This window comes from Gammaproteobacteria bacterium (assembly GCA_013214945.1).
Lineage (GTDB): Bacteria > Pseudomonadota > Gammaproteobacteria > Enterobacterales > Psychrobiaceae > Psychrobium.
This window is the reverse complement of record JABSRT010000014.1, coordinates 26,549-45,566: the sequence shown is the minus strand read 5'-3', so window position 1 is coordinate 45,566 and position 19,018 is coordinate 26,549. Positions and strand designations below refer to the sequence as shown.

General features: G+C 42.0%; 17 protein-coding genes. 6 read left to right on the top strand and 11 right to left on the bottom strand.

What is annotated here, in order from left to right:
- Positions 1-8 precede the first annotated feature (8 nt).
- The 4 genes from HRU23_12105 to HRU23_12090 form a co-directional block, all read right to left on the bottom strand.
- Positions 9-437: a TIR domain-containing protein gene (locus HRU23_12105; protein ID NRA54880.1), complete on the bottom strand. Its 429-nt coding sequence runs from the start codon at positions 435-437 to the stop codon at positions 9-11.
- A gap of 116 nt (positions 438-553) precedes the next feature.
- Positions 554-943, bottom strand: a complete 390-nt coding sequence (locus tag HRU23_12100) for a hypothetical protein (protein NRA54879.1) — start codon at positions 941-943, stop codon at positions 554-556.
- Positions 943-1,551 carry a hypothetical protein gene (locus HRU23_12095; GenBank protein NRA54878.1) on the bottom strand — a complete coding sequence of 203 codons (609 nt, stop codon included), beginning with the start codon at positions 1,549-1,551 and terminating at the stop codon, positions 943-945. Before HRU23_12095 ends, HRU23_12100 begins: the two co-directional genes overlap by 1 nt.
- Before the next feature lie 302 nt (positions 1,552-1,853).
- The gene (locus tag HRU23_12090; protein NRA54877.1) at positions 1,854-2,978 is read right to left on the bottom strand and encodes an IS91 family transposase; all 1,125 of its coding nucleotides are present in this window, start codon (positions 2,976-2,978) and stop codon (positions 1,854-1,856) included.
- 694 nt (positions 2,979-3,672) lie between these two features.
- On the opposite strand from HRU23_12090, the gene HRU23_12085 reads away from it, so the two are divergent.
- Positions 3,673-3,882, top strand: coding sequence for a cold-shock protein (locus tag HRU23_12085; GenBank protein ID NRA54876.1), 210 nt, complete (start codon positions 3,673-3,675; stop codon positions 3,880-3,882).
- A 350-nt stretch (positions 3,883-4,232) separates the two neighbouring features.
- Positions 4,233-5,003 (top strand): siderophore-interacting protein, encoded by a 771-nt coding sequence (locus tag HRU23_12080; protein NRA54875.1) that lies wholly within the window; start codon positions 4,233-4,235, stop codon positions 5,001-5,003.
- 60 nt (positions 5,004-5,063) lie between these two features.
- On the opposite strand, the gene HRU23_12075 is transcribed toward HRU23_12080, so the two are convergent.
- Entirely contained in the window at positions 5,064-6,968 is a 1,905-nt protein-coding gene (locus tag HRU23_12075) for a methyl-accepting chemotaxis protein (GenBank protein NRA54874.1), read from the bottom strand.
- A 268-nt stretch (positions 6,969-7,236) separates the two neighbouring features.
- Between HRU23_12075 and HRU23_12070 the strand changes: the two genes are divergently transcribed.
- Positions 7,237-8,412 (top strand): AGE family epimerase/isomerase, encoded by a 1,176-nt coding sequence (locus HRU23_12070; GenBank protein ID NRA54873.1) that lies wholly within the window; start codon positions 7,237-7,239, stop codon positions 8,410-8,412.
- A 60-nt stretch (positions 8,413-8,472) separates the two neighbouring features.
- On the opposite strand, the gene HRU23_12065 is transcribed toward HRU23_12070, so the two are convergent.
- From HRU23_12065 to HRU23_12050, 4 genes are all read right to left on the bottom strand, one after another.
- Positions 8,473-8,880 (bottom strand): hypothetical protein, encoded by a 408-nt coding sequence (locus HRU23_12065; GenBank protein ID NRA54872.1) that lies wholly within the window; start codon positions 8,878-8,880, stop codon positions 8,473-8,475.
- Between the two features lie 213 nt (positions 8,881-9,093).
- Complete coding sequence (locus HRU23_12060) at positions 9,094-10,761, bottom strand: bifunctional UDP-sugar hydrolase/5'-nucleotidase (protein NRA54871.1); 1,668 nt, start codon at positions 10,759-10,761, stop codon at positions 9,094-9,096.
- Positions 10,762-10,957: 196 nt separating this feature from the next.
- Positions 10,958-11,809, bottom strand: a complete 852-nt coding sequence (locus HRU23_12055) for a sterol desaturase family protein (GenBank protein NRA54870.1) — start codon at positions 11,807-11,809, stop codon at positions 10,958-10,960.
- On the bottom strand, positions 11,806-12,249 hold the full coding sequence (locus HRU23_12050; GenBank protein ID NRA54869.1) for an SRPBCC family protein: 444 nt from the start codon (positions 12,247-12,249) through the stop codon (positions 11,806-11,808). The genes HRU23_12055 and HRU23_12050 overlap by 4 nt, the downstream gene beginning before the upstream one ends.
- A gap of 99 nt (positions 12,250-12,348) precedes the next feature.
- Here HRU23_12050 and HRU23_12045 point away from each other — a divergent pair, with 99 nt between their 5' ends.
- Entirely contained in the window at positions 12,349-13,374 is a 1,026-nt protein-coding gene (locus tag HRU23_12045; protein ID NRA54868.1) for an AraC family transcriptional regulator ligand-binding domain-containing protein, read from the top strand.
- 26 nt (positions 13,375-13,400) lie between these two features.
- Here HRU23_12045 and HRU23_12040 read toward each other — a convergent pair whose 3' ends face one another.
- Positions 13,401-14,348: a D-2-hydroxyacid dehydrogenase family protein gene (locus HRU23_12040; protein NRA54867.1), complete on the bottom strand. Its 948-nt coding sequence runs from the start codon at positions 14,346-14,348 to the stop codon at positions 13,401-13,403.
- A gap of 394 nt (positions 14,349-14,742) precedes the next feature.
- Here HRU23_12040 and dld point away from each other — a divergent pair, with 394 nt between their 5' ends.
- Complete coding sequence (gene dld, locus HRU23_12035; GenBank protein ID NRA54866.1) at positions 14,743-16,455, top strand: D-lactate dehydrogenase; 1,713 nt, start codon at positions 14,743-14,745, stop codon at positions 16,453-16,455.
- 238 nt (positions 16,456-16,693) lie between these two features.
- Positions 16,694-17,641, top strand: a complete 948-nt coding sequence (locus tag HRU23_12030; GenBank protein NRA54865.1) for a pentapeptide repeat-containing protein — start codon at positions 16,694-16,696, stop codon at positions 17,639-17,641.
- Between the two features lie 107 nt (positions 17,642-17,748).
- On the opposite strand, the gene HRU23_12025 is transcribed toward HRU23_12030, so the two are convergent.
- Positions 17,749-19,011, bottom strand: coding sequence for an ATP-grasp domain-containing protein (locus HRU23_12025; protein ID NRA54864.1), 1,263 nt, complete (start codon positions 19,009-19,011; stop codon positions 17,749-17,751).
- Positions 19,012-19,018 lie beyond the last annotated feature (7 nt).

Below are 19,018 nucleotides of genomic sequence, written 5' to 3'. Positions count from 1 at the left end.
TTATGATCCTACTTATATAATTCCCAAATACCGCCAACTACGGACTTACTATTCCAGCCGACTTTTTTATTTGAAGCATCACCTACAACACTAGATTTTCGCTTTTGAGCCCAAGGGTTTACAGCTAAAATTGGTTTTTCGTATTCAGCAGCCCCATCAAGCTCTTTTTGAATCCACTTGCTATAGTTCGCATACATACCCATTGGTATTACGATTACATGGCTTCTTGAGATTTGATTATATAAAGCATCTTTCAATTGTTTATCATCATCGGCATCATGAATTGGGTCATCTTTCGGAACAGAGTAATTGTGAAAATTAAGTGAAGCTTGGCCGGCGCTCCAAGATTGCTCGAAGATCCAATCTGATAGTGTATCGTAGTGATCTGAGTGCGCCCAGGCATGACTGATAAATACGTGAATTTGTTTAGTACTCATTTAAAACTCCATTTGTTGAGAAATTGGTAAACACATAACGCTGCAATAAATTGCGTGCATTAGTGTAAACGAACGAAGTGAGAGACACGCTTAGGCGCGTCAATTTCATTGCCTTGTTAGCCATTTTCACCCACCGCTCCAGATAAAATATCACGAACTAAATCAACAAGATCATCGTTGTTTTTATAAAACCTAACCAATTTTCTAGATGCTGTTTGGTGTATATCTGTACCTTCAATTGCTATCAAATACACCGGCTTCCCAAGTGCTTCCGCAAGCCCGAGTTCGTAGTAACAGCTAGGTCTTTCAAGGGACAAGTCAACAAGAACAAACTCAGATTTACTCAGATCTTGTAACGTTGACTGAAGATTAAAAACCGGATCTTCTGTTGCATAACGTGGAAAATGAGGGCGCAACCCGTGATCATGTGCAACATCAGATATCAATTTTTGACACTTATCTTTATTCGGGTTTGGGCCTATAGGCATAACAACATGGAAAAACACTATTTTTTAGCCTCCTGGATTTCAGCTTTAACAATTGGCGATGGCGTAGACTGTATTTTCGATATTGATTCGTAGTTTCGCCACCCTTCCAATGGAACAGCCAATACAATTAGGACGAATAAAGCTCGAAATGCTTTAGGGATTAAATATTCAATGTGTGAGGATTTCAGTGCAACGATGTTTATACTTTTAACTTCTTCCGCAATTTTAGCTTTAGTCAGAGCATCCCATTCTTTTTCAAATGGCTTATAGGAAATCAAATTTTCATTATTCCCATCACCAAACGATACGAATCTTGCCATCTCATTGATTACAGCGAATTTGGCATTATTGAGCTCTTTAAAATCCCTGATTTGACCAATCCAAAGCGTACAGTATAGAGCAGCCATTCCCGCCAGTAATACGACACTAACGATGCCAGTTATTAGAAAGGCAGGCTTGCCCAGACTCCAGCTTATTATTGCGGCAATGGCGCCTAAAATTGCTATGCAAATTGAATAATTCCATCTGTTAGCTGAATGGCGTCTATCGGTTACTTTTTCTGCTGATTCATAGAACAATTTGAACTCATCGAAAGCGACCCTTTTTCCTGTATTGAACTCTTCCAATTATAAATCTCCGATCTTTCAATTTGATGGCTAACTCTTAAGCATTTATCTCTCGTCTGCGAAGCATGAGAGATAAATGTCTGTTGGACGAAACCATGTGACTCGGCTTAATATGGTTTTTGTTTATTTTACCGCCAGCCCATATGTTCAAAATAATAACAAATTTCTTTAATTACTATTAACTTCATACGTCAACACAGCCTCTTTAGCAAAGAGTCTAGCTTAAAAACTCTCCGAATAATATAGCGGGACAGATCTATTACCTCGTTGCTTTACAACGCTTTATTAATAGCATGCTTACACTATCTCGTTCGTTTCACCCTCCCCAAGCGAGCTGGCAATACTAGATTAATTAACTTCATGCCTGAGTGATGGCAATGCGGGCAAACAGGACCAATTTCATCGCTGGTCACCTCATTTTTATCTATCACAGCTGGTAGAGCTAAACTATCGCGTATAACCACTAATGATTTTCGCCTCACTGAATTAGCCAAAAAACCGTAATAACGCAGCCTCATAAACCCTTTAGGTAACACATGCAGCAAGAAGCGTCGTAACAATTCACTGGTCGAACAATGCATGGTTTTGCGGTCTCGGGAACGATAATCCAAATAATTTAGCGCAACTTGCCCTTGATCGTTTAACGCCAATCGGCTTTCACTAATACCAACACGATTGCAATAACGAGCTAAATATTTCACCACCGTATTCGCATGTTGTAAGGCTGGTTTACTATAAACAACCCACGGTTTTTTCGTAGCTGCATGCAATGTTTGAACGACATCATCAGGTGTTAAACGAAACAATTCTCCCTCTTTACTCATTTCAGATAAATAAGCCAGCATCTTGCCCCGATATTTAACTGACAACGCTTTAACTGGGAATAAGTATCCTTCTTTCCGTGCATTGCACCAGCGTTGATTTGATGTGAGCACCCCACCAGGGATCAAACAGTGTAAATGAATATGCCGATTGAGCTGCTGGCCCCAAGTGTGTAAAACGCACATCATACCCAGCTTGCCATCAAGGTGGTGCCGGGGATTAGCAAAGGCGCTTAAGGTTGCCCAAACAGCCTTAAACAACCCATCATAAATCACCTTAGGGTGCATCGTTGCCCAGCCATTAAATTGATGCGGTAAGGTAAATACCAAGTGATGATAGGTTAATGGCAACATGTCCTTTTCTCGCGCATTAACCCATTGCTCCCGCGCTTGCCCTTGGCAGACAGGACAATGTCTGTCACGGCAAGAGCAGTACCATTGTGTATCTTTCTCGCAGTGGTCGCTGTGCCATTGATAAGTGCCCAATGCACTGGTACGGCAAGCTTTCAGATGGTGCAAGACCTGCCATTGACGCGGTGATACTGACGACGAATCTAAATTAATCAGCCCATCCTCGATAATGTGTTTAAAGGCACCGCTACTCATCACCGTGGCCTAATTGCTCAAGTAAATCGAATTGGCTATCTTGCTCACGCTGATAATGAGGTAGCCAATGAATATAACGAAACGAAGTAAATTTGGGACAGCCATAAAAATCTGACTAATATTTAATGACTTTTAAAGCCCCATTCATTTTAGTGAAACTATTTACCACCAAAAGTCGGAGCGCGCAACGACACTAAGCCATTGATTTACTAAGACAAGACAGTTCATAGAATTACTGAGCGAAGTATTTAAAAAATACGATGAATCAAATTTATTGCTCAATACATTCAAGTCCGAACTAAGGCGTTATTAAGCTAGAGATTAAAGCACAGTGTCTATAAGTTGGCCGTACTTTGCCACTTTAACCGACATACAGCGGTCTCACAGTAGTTCTAACAGTCGCTATCGGGAAAAAGCGCCTAACAGTATTCTTTTATACCTAAACAGGCAGTAAAAGTTATTAGATTAAAGCGGCGCACCTCTCACTTCTCTGTTTGTTTTTTAACCAACGATTGACTTATGCTTCAAATTCTATAGAGTACTCCCCAGCAAGAAAGAAAGCCTTTTGTTTACGTTCTCCATTTCGTTGTTTTATTAATAATACCTCGCTCTGTAGTTTTTAAGTTTCAGTCTGTTTTTACGCTATTCAAGCCTATTGAAGGCAACATTTTTATTAAAATTACAGGATAATATTATGTCTAATAAAGTACAAGGTACCGTTAAGTGGTTCAACGAATCTAAAGGTTTTGGTTTTCTAGAGCAAGCTTCTGGCCCAGACGTTTTCGCTCACTTCAGCGCTATCTCAGGTGACGGCTTCAAAACTCTTATTGAAGGCCAAAAAGTAGAATTCACAGTTAGTGATGGCCAGAAAGGTCCTCAAGCTGACAACATCGTTGCTATCTAATTTTAGATGCCTTTTAGCCTGTTCTTCAGGCTAAGATAAGATGTTATAAATGGTAAACCTTCGGGTTTGCCATTTTTTTTTGCTCAAAGATAGTGTTTATAGATAGAACGTCCATAATAACATTATGGATATTAAACACGTTTTAAGACCAAACGTATTTTACGCCGTAATCAATCACCGATAAGCTAGCAGCGTAATAAGTGACAAATTAGCCAGCTTTAATATGAGCCGCCGCCCAAAATGTTGGATAATTTTCCGATCGAGCGATTCAGATTTTATTAAAAGTTATATCCACTGGCTCACAGTGCTGTTAGTCTCAGTTGTAAATGCAAACCATTATCGAGTAGCGTATGAAAAAGCCTTCGCCGAAACAACTAACCGTCTTAGATTCAAAGCAGATCACGCCCAATATGCAGCGTATTACCTTACATGGCGATGCACTAGCCGAGTTTCCGCCAGAGTGTGCAGGTAGCTATATTAAGCTGTTATTTAATAGCACTGGCACTACTGATTTAAGCTCAATCGCTGGGGGCGAGCGTCCGGTTATGCGAACTTACACCATTGCTCAATTTTCATCGGCTGAAAATACCATTGAAGTTGATTTTGTTCGTCATGTGACTGCCGATTTACAATGTGGTTTCGCGGCGCGATGGGCAATGCATGTTCAAGTTGGCGAGACAATTAACATTGTAGGGCCAGGTAACATTAACGACATGAGCACAGACGCTGATTGGTTCTTGATGGTCGCTGATATGACAGCATTACCGGCTTTATCTGCAAAAATTCGCCTGCTGCCACGAGACGCGACAGGTTACGCGGTAATAAAGGTGATTGAATCGGCTGATGCCCAGCCAATAGACGCGCCGACAAACTTCAAAGTAATTTGGTTAACCGACCAAGAATCGCTAGTTAACCAAGTAGAATCCTTACCTTGGTTAGACGGTGTCGCTAGTGTCTGGACCGCCTGTGAATTTGACTCAATGCGGGCTTTACGCAATTATTTTAGAAATGACAAACAAGTGCCGCGCGAAAACATCTATCTGAGTAGTTACTGGAAGCAAGGGGTAACAGAAGATGGGCATAAAGTGATAAAACAGCAAGACGCTAAAAACAGTCAGTAACTTTTGATCTTAGATCAAAAAGCCAACGTCACTTTTATGATGTTGGCTTTTTATTTTCGACTAAATTTTAAAGTTACTAACCAAGTTATTTAAATCTTGAGTTGTTGATGACAAATTCTCGCATGAACCGTTTATTTTTTCCGATTCTTGCGCGTTTAAATCTGATGCATCTTTAACATCGATAATATGAGTATTAAGCTCTTCAACAACGCTGGCTTGTTGCTGAGTCGCGGCGGCCACTTGAATGCCCAAGTTAGAAATAGTGTCAATTGCGCTGCCAATTTTTTCTAAGCTGTCTCCTGCCTCGTTGGCGCTAGCAACCGAGTCGCTGGCCAAACTTAGCCCAGTCGACATTGCATTAACTGCCCCTTCGGCCCCTATTTGCAGTTTCTTAATCATTTGACTAATTTCGCCAGTAGACTGTTGTGTACGCAAGGCTAGGGTTCGTACCTCATCAGCGACAACGGCAAAGCCACGCCCTTGCTCACCCGCGCGGGCCGCTTCGATTGCAGCATTTAGCGCCAGTAAGTTTGTTTGATCTGAAATGCCGCTAATCACACTAAGAATACCGCTAATATCGCCAATATCTTTAGCCAGGTTTTCAATCACGCCTGCCGCGGTATTAATTTCTTCGTAGACCAAGTTTATTTTACTGATCGTTTGAGTGACAACGACCTTACCTTGTTCTGACTCTTGGGCCGAATGCGCGGCCGCATCGACTGTGTCTTGAGCGTTGAGCGAAATTTCACGAATAGAGGCCGCCATTTCGGTCACTGCCGTTGCGATCATGTCGATACTACGTTGTTGATGTTCAATATTCACTAACGTGCTGTTTGAACCTGTAGAAAGCTGACTAGATATTGTATTAATCTGTTTGGCATTTTGCACCACGCCAGCGACTATTTCTTGTAACTGAGCGGTAAATTGATTAAACGAGGTTGATAATTTTCCCACTTCGTCTTCGCTGTGCACAACCAACTTTTTGGTTAAATCAGCATCGCCTGACGCGATATCACCCAGCATATTTGACGCTTCTTCTATCGGGCGAGCAACGGTGATAGCCAGCCATAAGCCTGCGGCAATTAAAGCCAGGGCGACCACTAAACTTATTAGTACTAAAGATATTATTGCTTGGTTGATTGATCCGTACACTTCGTCACTTGGCAAGACGACCAAGGCGTACCAATCAAGCTCTGGAATATATTTAGAGGCAACGATTAATGCTTGCTGCTCTAACTCAACAATATTTACGCCGGTGTTATTAAGCAATTGGGACTGTGCACCAGCAAATAAGGTATTAATATTATCGCCTTTAGCCGATTGGCCTTGAGGTTGTAACATCACCTTGCCAGTCGCATCGGCAAGAAGAACATATCCATTTACCCCCACCTTGAACTGAGTGATAAAGTCAGACAACTGTGGCAAACCTAGGCCGATCCCAGCAACGGAATTTTCACCTTTAGCACGATAATTAATAAATAGCGTCGGTGATTTATTTTGTTCGTCGATATCAATAGCTAGGACATAATCTTTCCCGCTATTTATAAATTGGTAATACCACTGATCACTTGCTGCATTCGCACTAAAGTTTCTAATAAAACCATTTTCGGTATAAAAACCTTTGTCTTTACCATCGAGGTAGAATGCGGTAATTGCTTGATTTTTAGTTTTTATATGGTGAAGATACTCGACCAGTGAACTACTATGATCTTGATCGAGTGCTTGCGCTGATATCAGCGTATTATTTGCCATACCTTTAGAGGTGATAATAGCATGCTGTATTTGTTGGCTAACACCATAAGCCACATTATTGAGAGTTAGCGGGATTTCTTGCTGATTAATACGTGACGATACGAGGCTGTGCATTGCATTGCTGGTCATCAGTGTGGTGATAATGATACTAATAAGCAATGAGCCGGCAATGATGCCCGATAGTTTATAACGAATAGATAATGATTTTAGCATAGGGAGTCTCTTAGTTGGCGACGTACTTTCGAAAGTATAGCTATCCATGCTAGATGTGTGAGGTGTAGGTTTACAAAGTGTGATACTGGTATCGGTTTTTCTACGCCGATGATTATAGTTTAAATTGCGTAAAACCACCATGGGGCATAGCACACGAGTTACCGACATCAGTTTTGTCATGATATTTTTCGATATATTTAGATGACTATTAGTGTGCAAGAATAAGTACAACAATAGGTATAACAATAAGTATAACTAGAGAGCAAAAATGAAATATTTAACGAATGAATTTTTACAGCAGCACTGCAAAAGCATCTTAGATTTTTACACCCCTCATGTGGTTGATACTAATGGCGGATATTTTCAAAATTATCATGATGACGCAACGCTTTTTTCGAAAGACAAAAAACATTTAGTCAGTAGCACTCGCATTATTGTCAATTACGCTTTAGCTGCTATTACCTTTAATAATGAAGACTATTTGGCCATTGCTAAACACGGCTTAGATTATTTAGAAAATGCCCATTGGCAAGCCGATAGCCACAGTTACGCTTGGGCTATTGCTAATAATGAGCCTGAGGACATGACAGAGCAAGCCTATGGTTACGCTTTTGTGTTATTGGCCTACGCTGCGGCTAAAAAGGCCGGAATTATTGCTAATGACGACAAGCTAATTGCGACCTACGAGATGCTCGAACAAAAATTTTGGCAAGATGATTTTGGTTTATATGCCGATGAAATAAGCCCTGCTGGCATCTTAAGTACCTATCGTGGCCAAAATTCAAATATGCATTTATGTGAAGCGATGATTGCAGCCTATGAAGCGACTAATAATTCGTTATTTTTAGATCGCGCCAAGTTACTGGCGCACAATATTGCAGTAAGACAAGCCAGCCTGACCGACAACTTAATTTGGGAACATTACACCCTTAACTTTCAGCCAGACTGGCAATACAATAAAGACGACCCCAAAAACCTTTATCGCCCTTGGGGTTTCCAGCCAGGACATCAAACAGAGTGGGCCAAACTATTGTTAATGCTTAACCGGCATGCACCTGAGGCGTGGTTAGTTGAACGGGCGACATTTTTGCACAACAGCGCTTACGACCTAGCATGGGACGCTGAATTTGGTGGGCTTATTTACGGTTTTGATCCCACCAATAAGTGGTGTGATGACGAAAAGTATTTTTGGGTTCAAGCAGAAAGTTTTGCTAGTGCAGCGTTATTGTATGCACAGACTAAAGAGCAAAAATATTTAGACCAATATAATGCTATTTGGCAATATTGTGATCAGCACTTTGTCGATCATGTTTATGGCGCATGGTTTAGAGTATTAAGCCGAGACAACGTTAAAAACTCGAATGAAAAAAGTAGTGCTGGCGCTAAGTGTGATTATCATACATTGGGGGCATGTCTGGAAGTATTAAGGACCCTAAATGAGTAAGCGTAGTAAATAAATATAGCTCAAGTTAGGGCTTAAAATGATTCACTGCTAAGTCCCATATTAGGCCGAGCAGCTTTGATGCTCGGTTAGGTTAAACTCATCAAAGAACTCTTTGAGACTATCAAGCACATCTTGGGCACAATCAAACGCCTGATAACTAACCTGGTAGTCTTGGTCTAGCTCTCTTAATAGGGTTGTTTTAATGGGAGCATCTGACATATATGCATAAAACACCGGCTTGGGATTGCTCGAGTGAATGTTATAGGCCAGTTCATATGCCCCGCTTTCGCTCATTGATGTTCTAATAAAGATCATTGCATCGCATTCATCGATAAGCCCTAACCTGTAATCTCTAAAGTTTTTGGCAGTAAATGCCAATTTAGTCCGCTGTTCAAAGTCACTTTTAAACGAGTCTTTATTTAGCGCATTTGCGCCCGTTACAAATTCAACCCTAGGATGTTCACTCATAATACCGTCAAGCACAGTTTGAATAATGCCTTGCTGTTGCTCATCGGCTTGAGTAAAGCTTTGTCTTATAAATAATTTGATATCAACTCCTTTATGATAATTAGATTTAGGGCAATGTATTAGTTACTGTCCATGCAGTCTCAGTAGCGATACCTTTCCTTGGTGAAGTAGCTCAAATCACGGTACCACTACCAAAAACATATTTATAGTAATTTAACGATACGTAATTTCATTATTTGGCGCAAAATCAGCAGGATTAATCGGAGAATTTACTTCGATATATTCTTTAAGCACTTCGGCATCGACATAACCGGTGTTAACAAACGCAGGGTGAGCAGTGATGTTTGGATAACCGTCACCACCTGCGGCATTAAACGACGGAATAGTAAAACGATATGTATTGTTCAAGTTGATTGCCTTACCTGCAATGACTACGTTCGATACCTGGCCATTGGCCACGCTCATCGAGATGTTGGCAAATTGGGCGAACGCGCCAGAGTCTTTTTGTTTGGTCGCGACAACATTTAGATAATCCATCAACTGCGCACCTGACATGTCGACAGAAGTCACAATGTTACCAAACGGCTGCACGGTTAAAATATCTTTGTAAGTGATTACGCCAGCTTCAAACGACGCCCGCACTCCGCCTGAATTCATTATCCCAAAATCGGCTTTGGCGCGTTGCATGTGAGCAGTAGCAATTAAACGGCCGAGGTTGGTCTGATTATTACGAACCACGTTACGCTCTCCTTGCAGTAATCCGTCCGTCTGGCCAATTTTAAGACTTAATGCTGCTTGGCCTTTCTGATAAAAAGGTTTCAGCTTGGCAAAAACGCTAGGATCTTGCGCTATTTCAGCTTGGATTAAGACCCGCTTTTTCTTGCCGTCGACTTTGATTTTTTTCTTTAAATTAACAGGAATAAGCTGGTACGACTGCAGCATAAATTCGCCATTTTTAAAGCTGTAATCAGCACGGCCAACATATTTACCCCATTCATGCGCTTGCACAATATCGGTGCCGTTTTGCACGTCAGGCATACAAGCTTGGCCAGGTTTAAAGCTTGCGTATTGTGCGCCTTCCATACAGACCGGCTCTTGAGAGTGACCGCCCACGATCATGTCGAGATCGCCTGCGTTAAGATAACGTGCCAATTGCACATCCCCCGGCGCGTTCGAACCATTGGCACCGTTTAAATAATGGCCCATGTGAGTAGCTGCAATAATTACATCTGGATTTTCAGTCGCCTTTAGTTGCGCTATTACCTTTTTAGCTTCGACTTTTGGGTCGCGAAATTCTAATTCACTGATAAATTCAGGGTTACCAATATTGGCAGTATCTTCAGTGGTTAAGCCAATAACCGCAATTTTGATCCCGCTTTTATTAAAAATTTTGTAAGCGTCAAACATCCGCTGGCCATCTTTATAGATGTTGGCTGAAATAAAGGGGAAATTTGCCCAGTTTTCTTGCTTTGCCAGAACGTCGAGCGGGTTATCAAATTCGTGGTTACCTAATGTCATTGCATCGTAGCCAATCATATTCATCCCGATAAAGTCAGGCTCGGCATCTTGCAGATCAGATTCTGGAACACCGGTATTAATATCTCCACCCGATAATAGCAGCACCGAACCACCAGCAGACTTCACCTGGGCGCGGATATTTTTAATCAAGGTAGCACGCGCAGCCATGCCACGTTCACCATATTTGTTTTGCCAGAAATTACCGTGATTATCGTTGGTATGCAAAATGGTCAAATTATATGTTTTATCTTGGATCCAATCATGGCTAGTCATTGCTCTATTCGATTGTTCGGTATTTAAACTAGAACAACCGGCTGTAATAGCTAGCGCTAAGGTGGTTAAAGCGATATTTTTATAAGTCATTTTTTTACGCCTACAAGTAGTAATTACTGAAAAATCGAGTATGACCTAAATAAGCTTCTAACTCTACCAAAACACTTTAAGTCACATTTGTTTAAATAAATCAATAAGTAAGGCCAAATCAAAGTTTTATCGACTTAAACAAGCGTAACCAGTAGCAAATATTCCCATAGAAATTTAAAGCTACAACCGGTTACGCTTATTCTTTATTGGCAGCGGGCTCAGGCAAAGAATTTGTTTGAGCAGCTATAGTCGGGTAAGCAAACAACACCTTAAGTTTAGCCACCAGCCCTTGCTGCTGCTTAGCTTGCGCCAGTAAATATTGCCACTGGTGAAACGTAATAAAGAGTGGGTTATTACTGTTAATTTGCCCAACAATGCCATAAGTGATCGGCTTGTTGAGATCCTCTTGCGCATAAGTAGAAAACAGCTTATCCCAAATAATCAGGACCCCGGCATAATTGCGGTCGATATAACCTTCATTCGTCGCATGATGCACTCGGTGATGTGACGGTGTATTAAACACTTTTTCAAAAACTCCCAGCTGGCCAACGGTTTGGGTATGCACGAAAAACTGAAAGGCTAAATTAAGCGCTACCACGCTAAAGACAATGTTAGGTTCAAAACCAAGCAAGATCATCGGCATCCAAAACACCCACATGCCAGCGATTGGATACATCAGGCTTTGCCGAAAGGCGGTGGTGAAATTCATCTTAGTTGAACTATGATGCACCACATGGGCGGCCCACAACCAATGAATGTTATGCGAGGCGCGATGAAACCAATAATACAAAAAATCTTGCAGTAAAAAGGCAGTAAACAACGTCCATACATTTAACTCAATTTCAAACAATCGAAATTGATGCAGCCAATAAAAAAATGGCATCAGCAAAAACAAAGCAACTGCATCCGAGCCTTGGTGCATTAAGGCTAAGGCCGTATTGGCTATGGAGTCTTGTAGCTGATAATGACGACGATGTTTAATTACTTCCCACGCAATGCACACAAAAAATATTGGGCTAATCGCCAATAAGATCAAGGCGACGTTCATTGCGGTTGCTCGCTGACAAGCGCAAAATATTGCACTATATTATCTAAACCCTTGCCAATATCATGCTTAATAACCAAGGCAACTAACCAGTCTGGCTGCCACCACGGGGCACTGCATTTGATGGTGTAATCAAGATTTGTTGCCAAACCATTATTCGTGAGATAAATATCACCTCGATGGTTGGTTACCGGCCCTTTACCCGTTATTTTATAAGCAATGTGCTGGTCGCCAGCAACAATAATTTGCTCTAAGAATGTTGAACCTCGCATAGTAAGCCGGCGAATAGCACCCACCCCGCCCGGTAACTCATCGCTGTTTTGGGCTTTAACCAATTCGTATTTTGCGTTAAAGAAAAGTCCTAAATTGGCATGGTCAAGCAACAGTTCTCGCACCACTGCTGGGCTGGAATTAATTGTTTTAGAGAATTTAATATTGAGCATAATGTGTTCTACATGAATGATTAGCAACTTATAGAATAATAAATAGATCCGTGGCAGACTTGCCACAGCGTGACATTATTTTTGTCTTTAGGTGACACAATGAAAAACACATCTCAAGCGTACTTTAACAGCGTATTAAATTTCCTCAAGCAGCGGGAAATTGAACCAGCGGTAGCACTCAATGCCATCGGTTTTCCTGAGTTTAGTCATTACAGCGCGCAGCAACGAGTGAGCTTAGAACATTACAGTGCCATGCTAGACTACGGCGTAATACAGCTGAACGATCCGTTATTTGGCTTCCACCTAGGCCGCGACATTCACAATGTCGACTACGGTGTGCTGGGTTATTTGATTGAATCGAGTGAAAACTTAGCGGGCGCGATTAATAACTTGCTCAAATTTGATCGCTTGGTGGCTAATATCGGCCAATCTAAATTTGATATTAGTGAGCATCATGCTTCCATTAGCTGGCTACCTTACGAGCAATGCACTGATCAGATCATTTTACGCAATATGACCGCTTGGTTAACCACCGCCAGACGACTGCTTAGCGATGAGTTAAATCCAATAAAAGTATCGCTGCAAGGACATTATACCAAGCAGCAACTAACTTATCTGAGTCAATGGTTTGCTTGCCCGGTTCAGTGCAATAAAGTGATAAACCAAATCGATTTCCCACTCGAGTTTTTAACCCGTAAATTTAGGACTGACAACAGCTCATTACATCAAGCGATGGTTGCCCTGTCACAACAACAATTAACCAAGCTAAACGACAACCAAGCTGACGATAATATAAAACATCAGGTTTGTGCCCTGCTTAATAACCAGCACGATTTACAGCAATGCACACTGGTGAATTTTGCCAGCCTACTAAATATTTCGCCGCGGACATTGCAACGAAAATTAAAAAATGAACACAGCCAATTTGGTCAATTATTAGATCTAGAACGCCAGCAACGTGCCCAAACACTTATCGGCACGTTAAACCTAAGTGACTTGGCGCTACAACTTGGCTTTAATGAGCAAAGCTCTTTAAACCGGGCGTTTAAACGCTGGCACGGCTGCTCGCCCAAAGTTTATTTACAGCGCGATAATGACGTTACTATTAAACAAACAACCGAATAAACGTAAGTGGCGGCTAAGCTAATTATTTATACAGCGCCCTGCTGGTAGTCCAAAATGTTCTCGAAAGCTATTTTGAAATACAACTCATAACTATTGTGCTCAACGTAACCCAAGTGAGGCGTTGCCGTTACATTAGGCAATAACAATAAAGGCTCGTTGTCTTTTGTTGCTGGTTCAATGTCATAAACATCGATTGCTGCTCGCTTGGTTGGGACCGAGCACATTTCATTATACAAAGCCGATTTCTCAACCAGTTCAGCGCGGCTAATATTGAGAAATAACGAGTCTGGTTTCATTACTTTTAGATCATCAGCGGTTACACAGGCCATGGTTGCTTCGTTTAAGCGCAAGTGTAATGACACAATGTCTGACTGGGCGAAAAATGCCTGCTTAGACGTTGCCGCTTCGAACCCATGTTCAGCAGCAAGTTTTCGAGCGTGTTCACTGCCCCAAATAACCACCGACATCTCAAAAGCTTTAGCGTATTGAGCAATGCGCTGGCCAATTTTTCCATAGCCCCAAATACCGAGTGTTAAGCCGTTTAAGCTGCGACCTAAACCGAGTTCTCCCGCACATTGCCATTGATTGTTAGCTTTGAGGTTAGCGGCGTAAGTCGGGATATGACGAGAAGCAGACATTAACAGCGCCCAACACAGCTCCGACGGCGCAACTGGTGATCCACGCCCTTCAAGCACCTTAACCCCATATTCTTCGCACAGCTGCGGATCAATATGGTTACTCACTTTGCCGGTTTGACTGATTAATTTAAGCTTAGGCAGCCGAGCGAGCAGTGATTGCGTAATAACGGTTCGTTCACGAATTAAAACCAACGCATCAAAATCGGCAAGCTCAGTAATAAGCTCTGGCTCTGACAATGTTGTGGTAAAAATGGTGACATCATGGCTTGCAAGTAGCTCAAAGCATTTTAGATCTTTGACCACATTTTGATAATCATCCAATATAGCTATTTTCACTAAACTCTCCTTTGGGTTAAGCGTGATCGAGCGAGCCTGATATTCATCGACCAGTAAAAGTCATTGCCGATGCATAGTTACTAAATATTGAAATACCTTAGCATCTAATTGAAATAACTTCAGTTACAACTTAGTCGAGAGCGACGACATGACTACCATTGACCTAAGTTATCGACCTTGTGAACTAACGATGAAACTCGTTGTTATCGGTGCCTGAACGGCGGGAATTTTGTAACATTCTATTGCTAGCGCATTATGTCATTAACAACCTGCCCAATAATTTACATATCTTCTTAACAATGCTTTAAAAATATATACCTGCATCTGGCCATTGAGGTATAATTTTGCGCACCAATTACGCTCTTCTAATTCACTGAATAAACTGAGAATACAAATGACTGGTCAAGTTACAAACAACGCACTTATTGATAATTTAGTTGCCCTTGTCGGCGCTAAATTTACGCTGACTGATGCGGCTAAAAAGCAACCTTATTGTAAGGGGTTTCGCTTTGGCGCTGGTGAGGCGCTAGCCGTTGTTCGACCGGCCACTTTGTTTGAAATTTGGCAGGTACTTGAAGCTTGTGTTGCTGCTGATGTCGTGGTCATTATGCAGGCGGCCAATACCGGCCTTACGGGCGGTTCGACGCCCGATGGCAACAATTATGATCGCTCTATTGTTATCATTAGCACCATGCGGATTAGCGATATTCAACTGATCAACAACGCAGAACAAATTGTCGGCCTCGCAGGCAGCACCTTATTTGGTTTAGAAGATGTGCTTAAGCCACATGGTCGTGAACCGCACTCGGTGATTGGTTCTTCGTGCATTGGCGCATCAATTGTCGGTGGTATTTGTAATAATTCCGGTGGCGCTTTGGTACAACGCGGCCCCGCTTACACTGAATTGGCGCTTTACGCACAAATTGATGACCAAGGGCGGCTTTCACTGGTTAACAACTTAGGGATCGAGCTTGGTGATACGCCAGAGAAAATATTAAACAATTTACAGCAGCAAAATTACAGCGCGAGCGATGTCGGCACCCCTTCAGAGCGTGCATCAGACAATGAGTACCATGAACGAGTAAGAGACATCGACGCCGATACGCCATCACGTTTTAACAACGACGGACGTCGCCTTTACCAAGCGGCTGGCTCAGCTGGAAAATTAGCGGTATTTGCCGTGCGTATCGACACTTACCCAATCGCTAAAAAGCAGCAAGTTTTTTATATTGGCACCAACGATCCGCAGGCGCTGGCAAAAATTCGTCGTGACATGCTTGGCGGCTTTAAAAACCTGCCAGTGTCTGGCGAATACCTGCACCGCGATTGCTACAATGCTGGCGAAAAATACGGTAAAGACACCTTTATCGTTATCGACAAGCTTGGCTCAAAATACATTCCTAAAATGTTTGCGATCAAACGTTACGTCGATCGTATTGCCGGTAACTTCAAGTTTTTACCGAGTAAATTCTCAGACATCGCGATGCAGTATTTAAGTTACCTATGGCCTAGTCACCTGCCTAAAAGAATGAATGACTACCGCGATCAATACGAACACCACTGGATTGTGGAAATGAGTAATGATGGCGTCGACGAAGCGCGCGTCTATCTTGAAGAGTTCTTTAAAAACAACGATGGCAACTTCTTCGAGTGTACTAAAAAAGAAGGCGAGCAAGCGATACTGCATCGCTTTGTGGTTGGCGGCGCAATTGGCCGTTACCAAACCATGCACGCTAAAGATTTGGGCGCTTTAATGACCATAGACGTCGCGTTCCCGCGTAACGAAAAACAATGGTTTGAAACGCTAGCACCAGAAATCGACGATTTAATCGCGGTGAAATTTTATTACGGTCACCTGTTCTGCCATGTTATGCACCAAAATTATATTCTCAAAAAAGGTGTCGACGCTAAAACTTTGAAAAACAAAATTTTAGCCACTTTTGACGAACGCGGCGCCGAGTACCCTGCCGAGCACAACGTAGGTCACGAGTATGCAGCAAAAGATACTTTAAAGTCGTTCTACCGCGAGCTAGACCCAACCAACTCGTTTAATCCGGGCATAGGTAAAACCACTAAGTGCAAACACTGGGCTGAGCCAGACGCTTAATTTGTTGGTAAGTAATATCAATTCAAATTGATATAAACTAATTTTAAAGGGTGCTTATTGCACCCTTTTTTCTTATTCAGCCCGTGTTAGAACATTGCTGTCGGCCACCGTATCTTGTTCTTCACTGCGACCAACCCGGCTAAAAAATATAAACTCAGCATTCTTTATCGCCAATTTGCACTAGGCTTAAGCAATTGTACTTTTTGCCCCTTGATTGAAGAATAGGGAATTTATACCAATGGCCGACTCAACATTTACCCCTGCCGACATACCATCCGATCTGTTTAGCGAGCAACAATGGTGTAGCGGTGAGCTATGCCAAGAACATAACCTCAAGTTGTTTTTGACACGCCGCGCGAGCAATAACCAACCAATGCTTAATTTTTCCTTGCCCAAAGCACAACTCGAATCGATAAACTTAGTAAAGCAGGGTTCTAAATCTGGTTATGCCCTAACTAATGGTGACTTTTATCGCGCCAATTTTAAAAATTCCCACTGTTTTAAGCTCAATTTAAGCGGCAGTTCTTTAATGAAAGCCGACTTTTCAGGCGCTAATTTACATTGTGCCAATCTTAACGGCTGTAACTTACTCGGTACTATTTTTGATGGCGCAAAACTGGAACATGTGCAGTGGGGCGACAAGGTATTGCAGGAATATCAGGGCGAAAGTGCTAAGTCTGTTGATAAAAAAATTGATTTTTATCAGCAAGCCGAAGAAATATATCGCAACTTAAGACTGGTCTCCGAGCAGCAAGGCTTGTTCGAAATAGCGGGTACATTTTTTCAACGTGAAATGACGATGCGGCGCAAACAAATGCCACGCTTTTCAATTAGACGCGGCTTATCAAAAATAGTCGACTTGTTCTGTGGTTACGGCGAACTACCGATTCGAGTCGTGATGTTTACTTGGGCCGTTATATTATTTTTTGCGATATTATTTTTTTTCTCAGGATTACAATATGCAGGTAATTCGATCGGGCTAGATTTAAACCAAAGCCTGACAGACAACTTTGAAGCATTTATAAACTGTGGCTACTTTAGCATCGTCACCTTCACAACCTTAGGTTATGGCGATATAACCCCGGTTGGTGCAATATCACGAATATTGGCCTCGGCTGAAGCACTATTTGGTAGCTTTACTCTCGCGCTGTTTGTGGTGGTCTTTGTCAAAAAAATGACCCGATAAACCGCCAGTACTTTTCCAACAACTTCATTAAAGAGAAATCGTTGGCGGTTAGTTTCTAGTTTGAATTAGGCTTGGCCCATCGCAGCGATGCTTAGTTTAATCATGCGTTACTTGCTGGCACTAATAATTTCATAATCCAAGGTGGTTCTAGCACACTCTAATGCTTCAATCACCATTTGCTTACCTTTGGCATTCGCAAACAGCATCGCGAGATAATTACTGCCCATCGGCGGAGCCACGACCAAGGCATTGGTCGTGGCAATTTGAACCAGTTTTTCGATGCTAGGAATAGCGACAACCGCCGCACTATTTTTTATCCCGCTAAATTTTCCCACTTTATCAGCAGAGATACAGTAACTACCGCTAAAGGTATCCTTAAGATGATAGTTAGGCTTTTTTCCCAGTGCTAAGTCGACCATAAAGTTAATGGGATTGATGTCGTGGAATAAATTTAAACTGGTAATAAAACCTAACCGCGCTGCTAATTCTAAAACAAAACATTGGCCGTTGTGCTTCCTTACCTCAATGTGCATTGGCATATTATTTAAACCTAACGCGCCTGCTGCTTGCTGACAAATTTGTTGTAACTCTGGCGCCAGCGGCACAATTGTGCAAGGCGTTAATACATGCATTCTGTCATCAAAATAAGGACCTTGGCTTAAGTGCGGTTTTTCTGCCAAGACTAAGCCGACAAATTGATGATTATGAATATAGCCATCTATTGCAACCTCCTCACCACTAAGATATTGCTGAATCAACAAGCTGTGGCATGAGCTATCATCTTGATAATATTTTTTCATCACAAACTTATTTTCGCGCCGTGTTCGCGTGACGGCACGTTTAAGTTGCTCCATATTGTCAGAACGAATAACTCCCTGACTCGCAAACCCAGCCAAGGGCTTGCTAATGAGTGGAAAGCCACCAGCGAGCTTAATCGATGCTTCAATGTCATTGCCATCGAGCAGCGAATATTGCGGGATCTTTACTTGATACTTTGCTAACGCTTGCGCCATTAAATGTTTGTTTCGTAACGACAGCGCCTGTTCTGGCGACACACCATCGAGATTAAAGAACCGATTAACGTAAGACGAAAACATCATACTCGCTTCGCTATTTGCCACACATGCGATCACATGATAACGAGCACTTAGTTGTTCAAATAGCTTGGTCATTGCATGTGTATCTGTGAAAGAAACGCGCTTGACCACCATGGCTAAGTCAAGATGCTCAAGCGCCGTTTCGGGCTCAACTAACAGCACAAAGCTATATCCTTTGCTAAGATTATTAAATAAATCGAGCTTGTACGCAGGCAGTCCAACGAGGATCACGACATCGTTTTTTTGCTGAACATCATCATTAAAAAAATTCATATAGGGA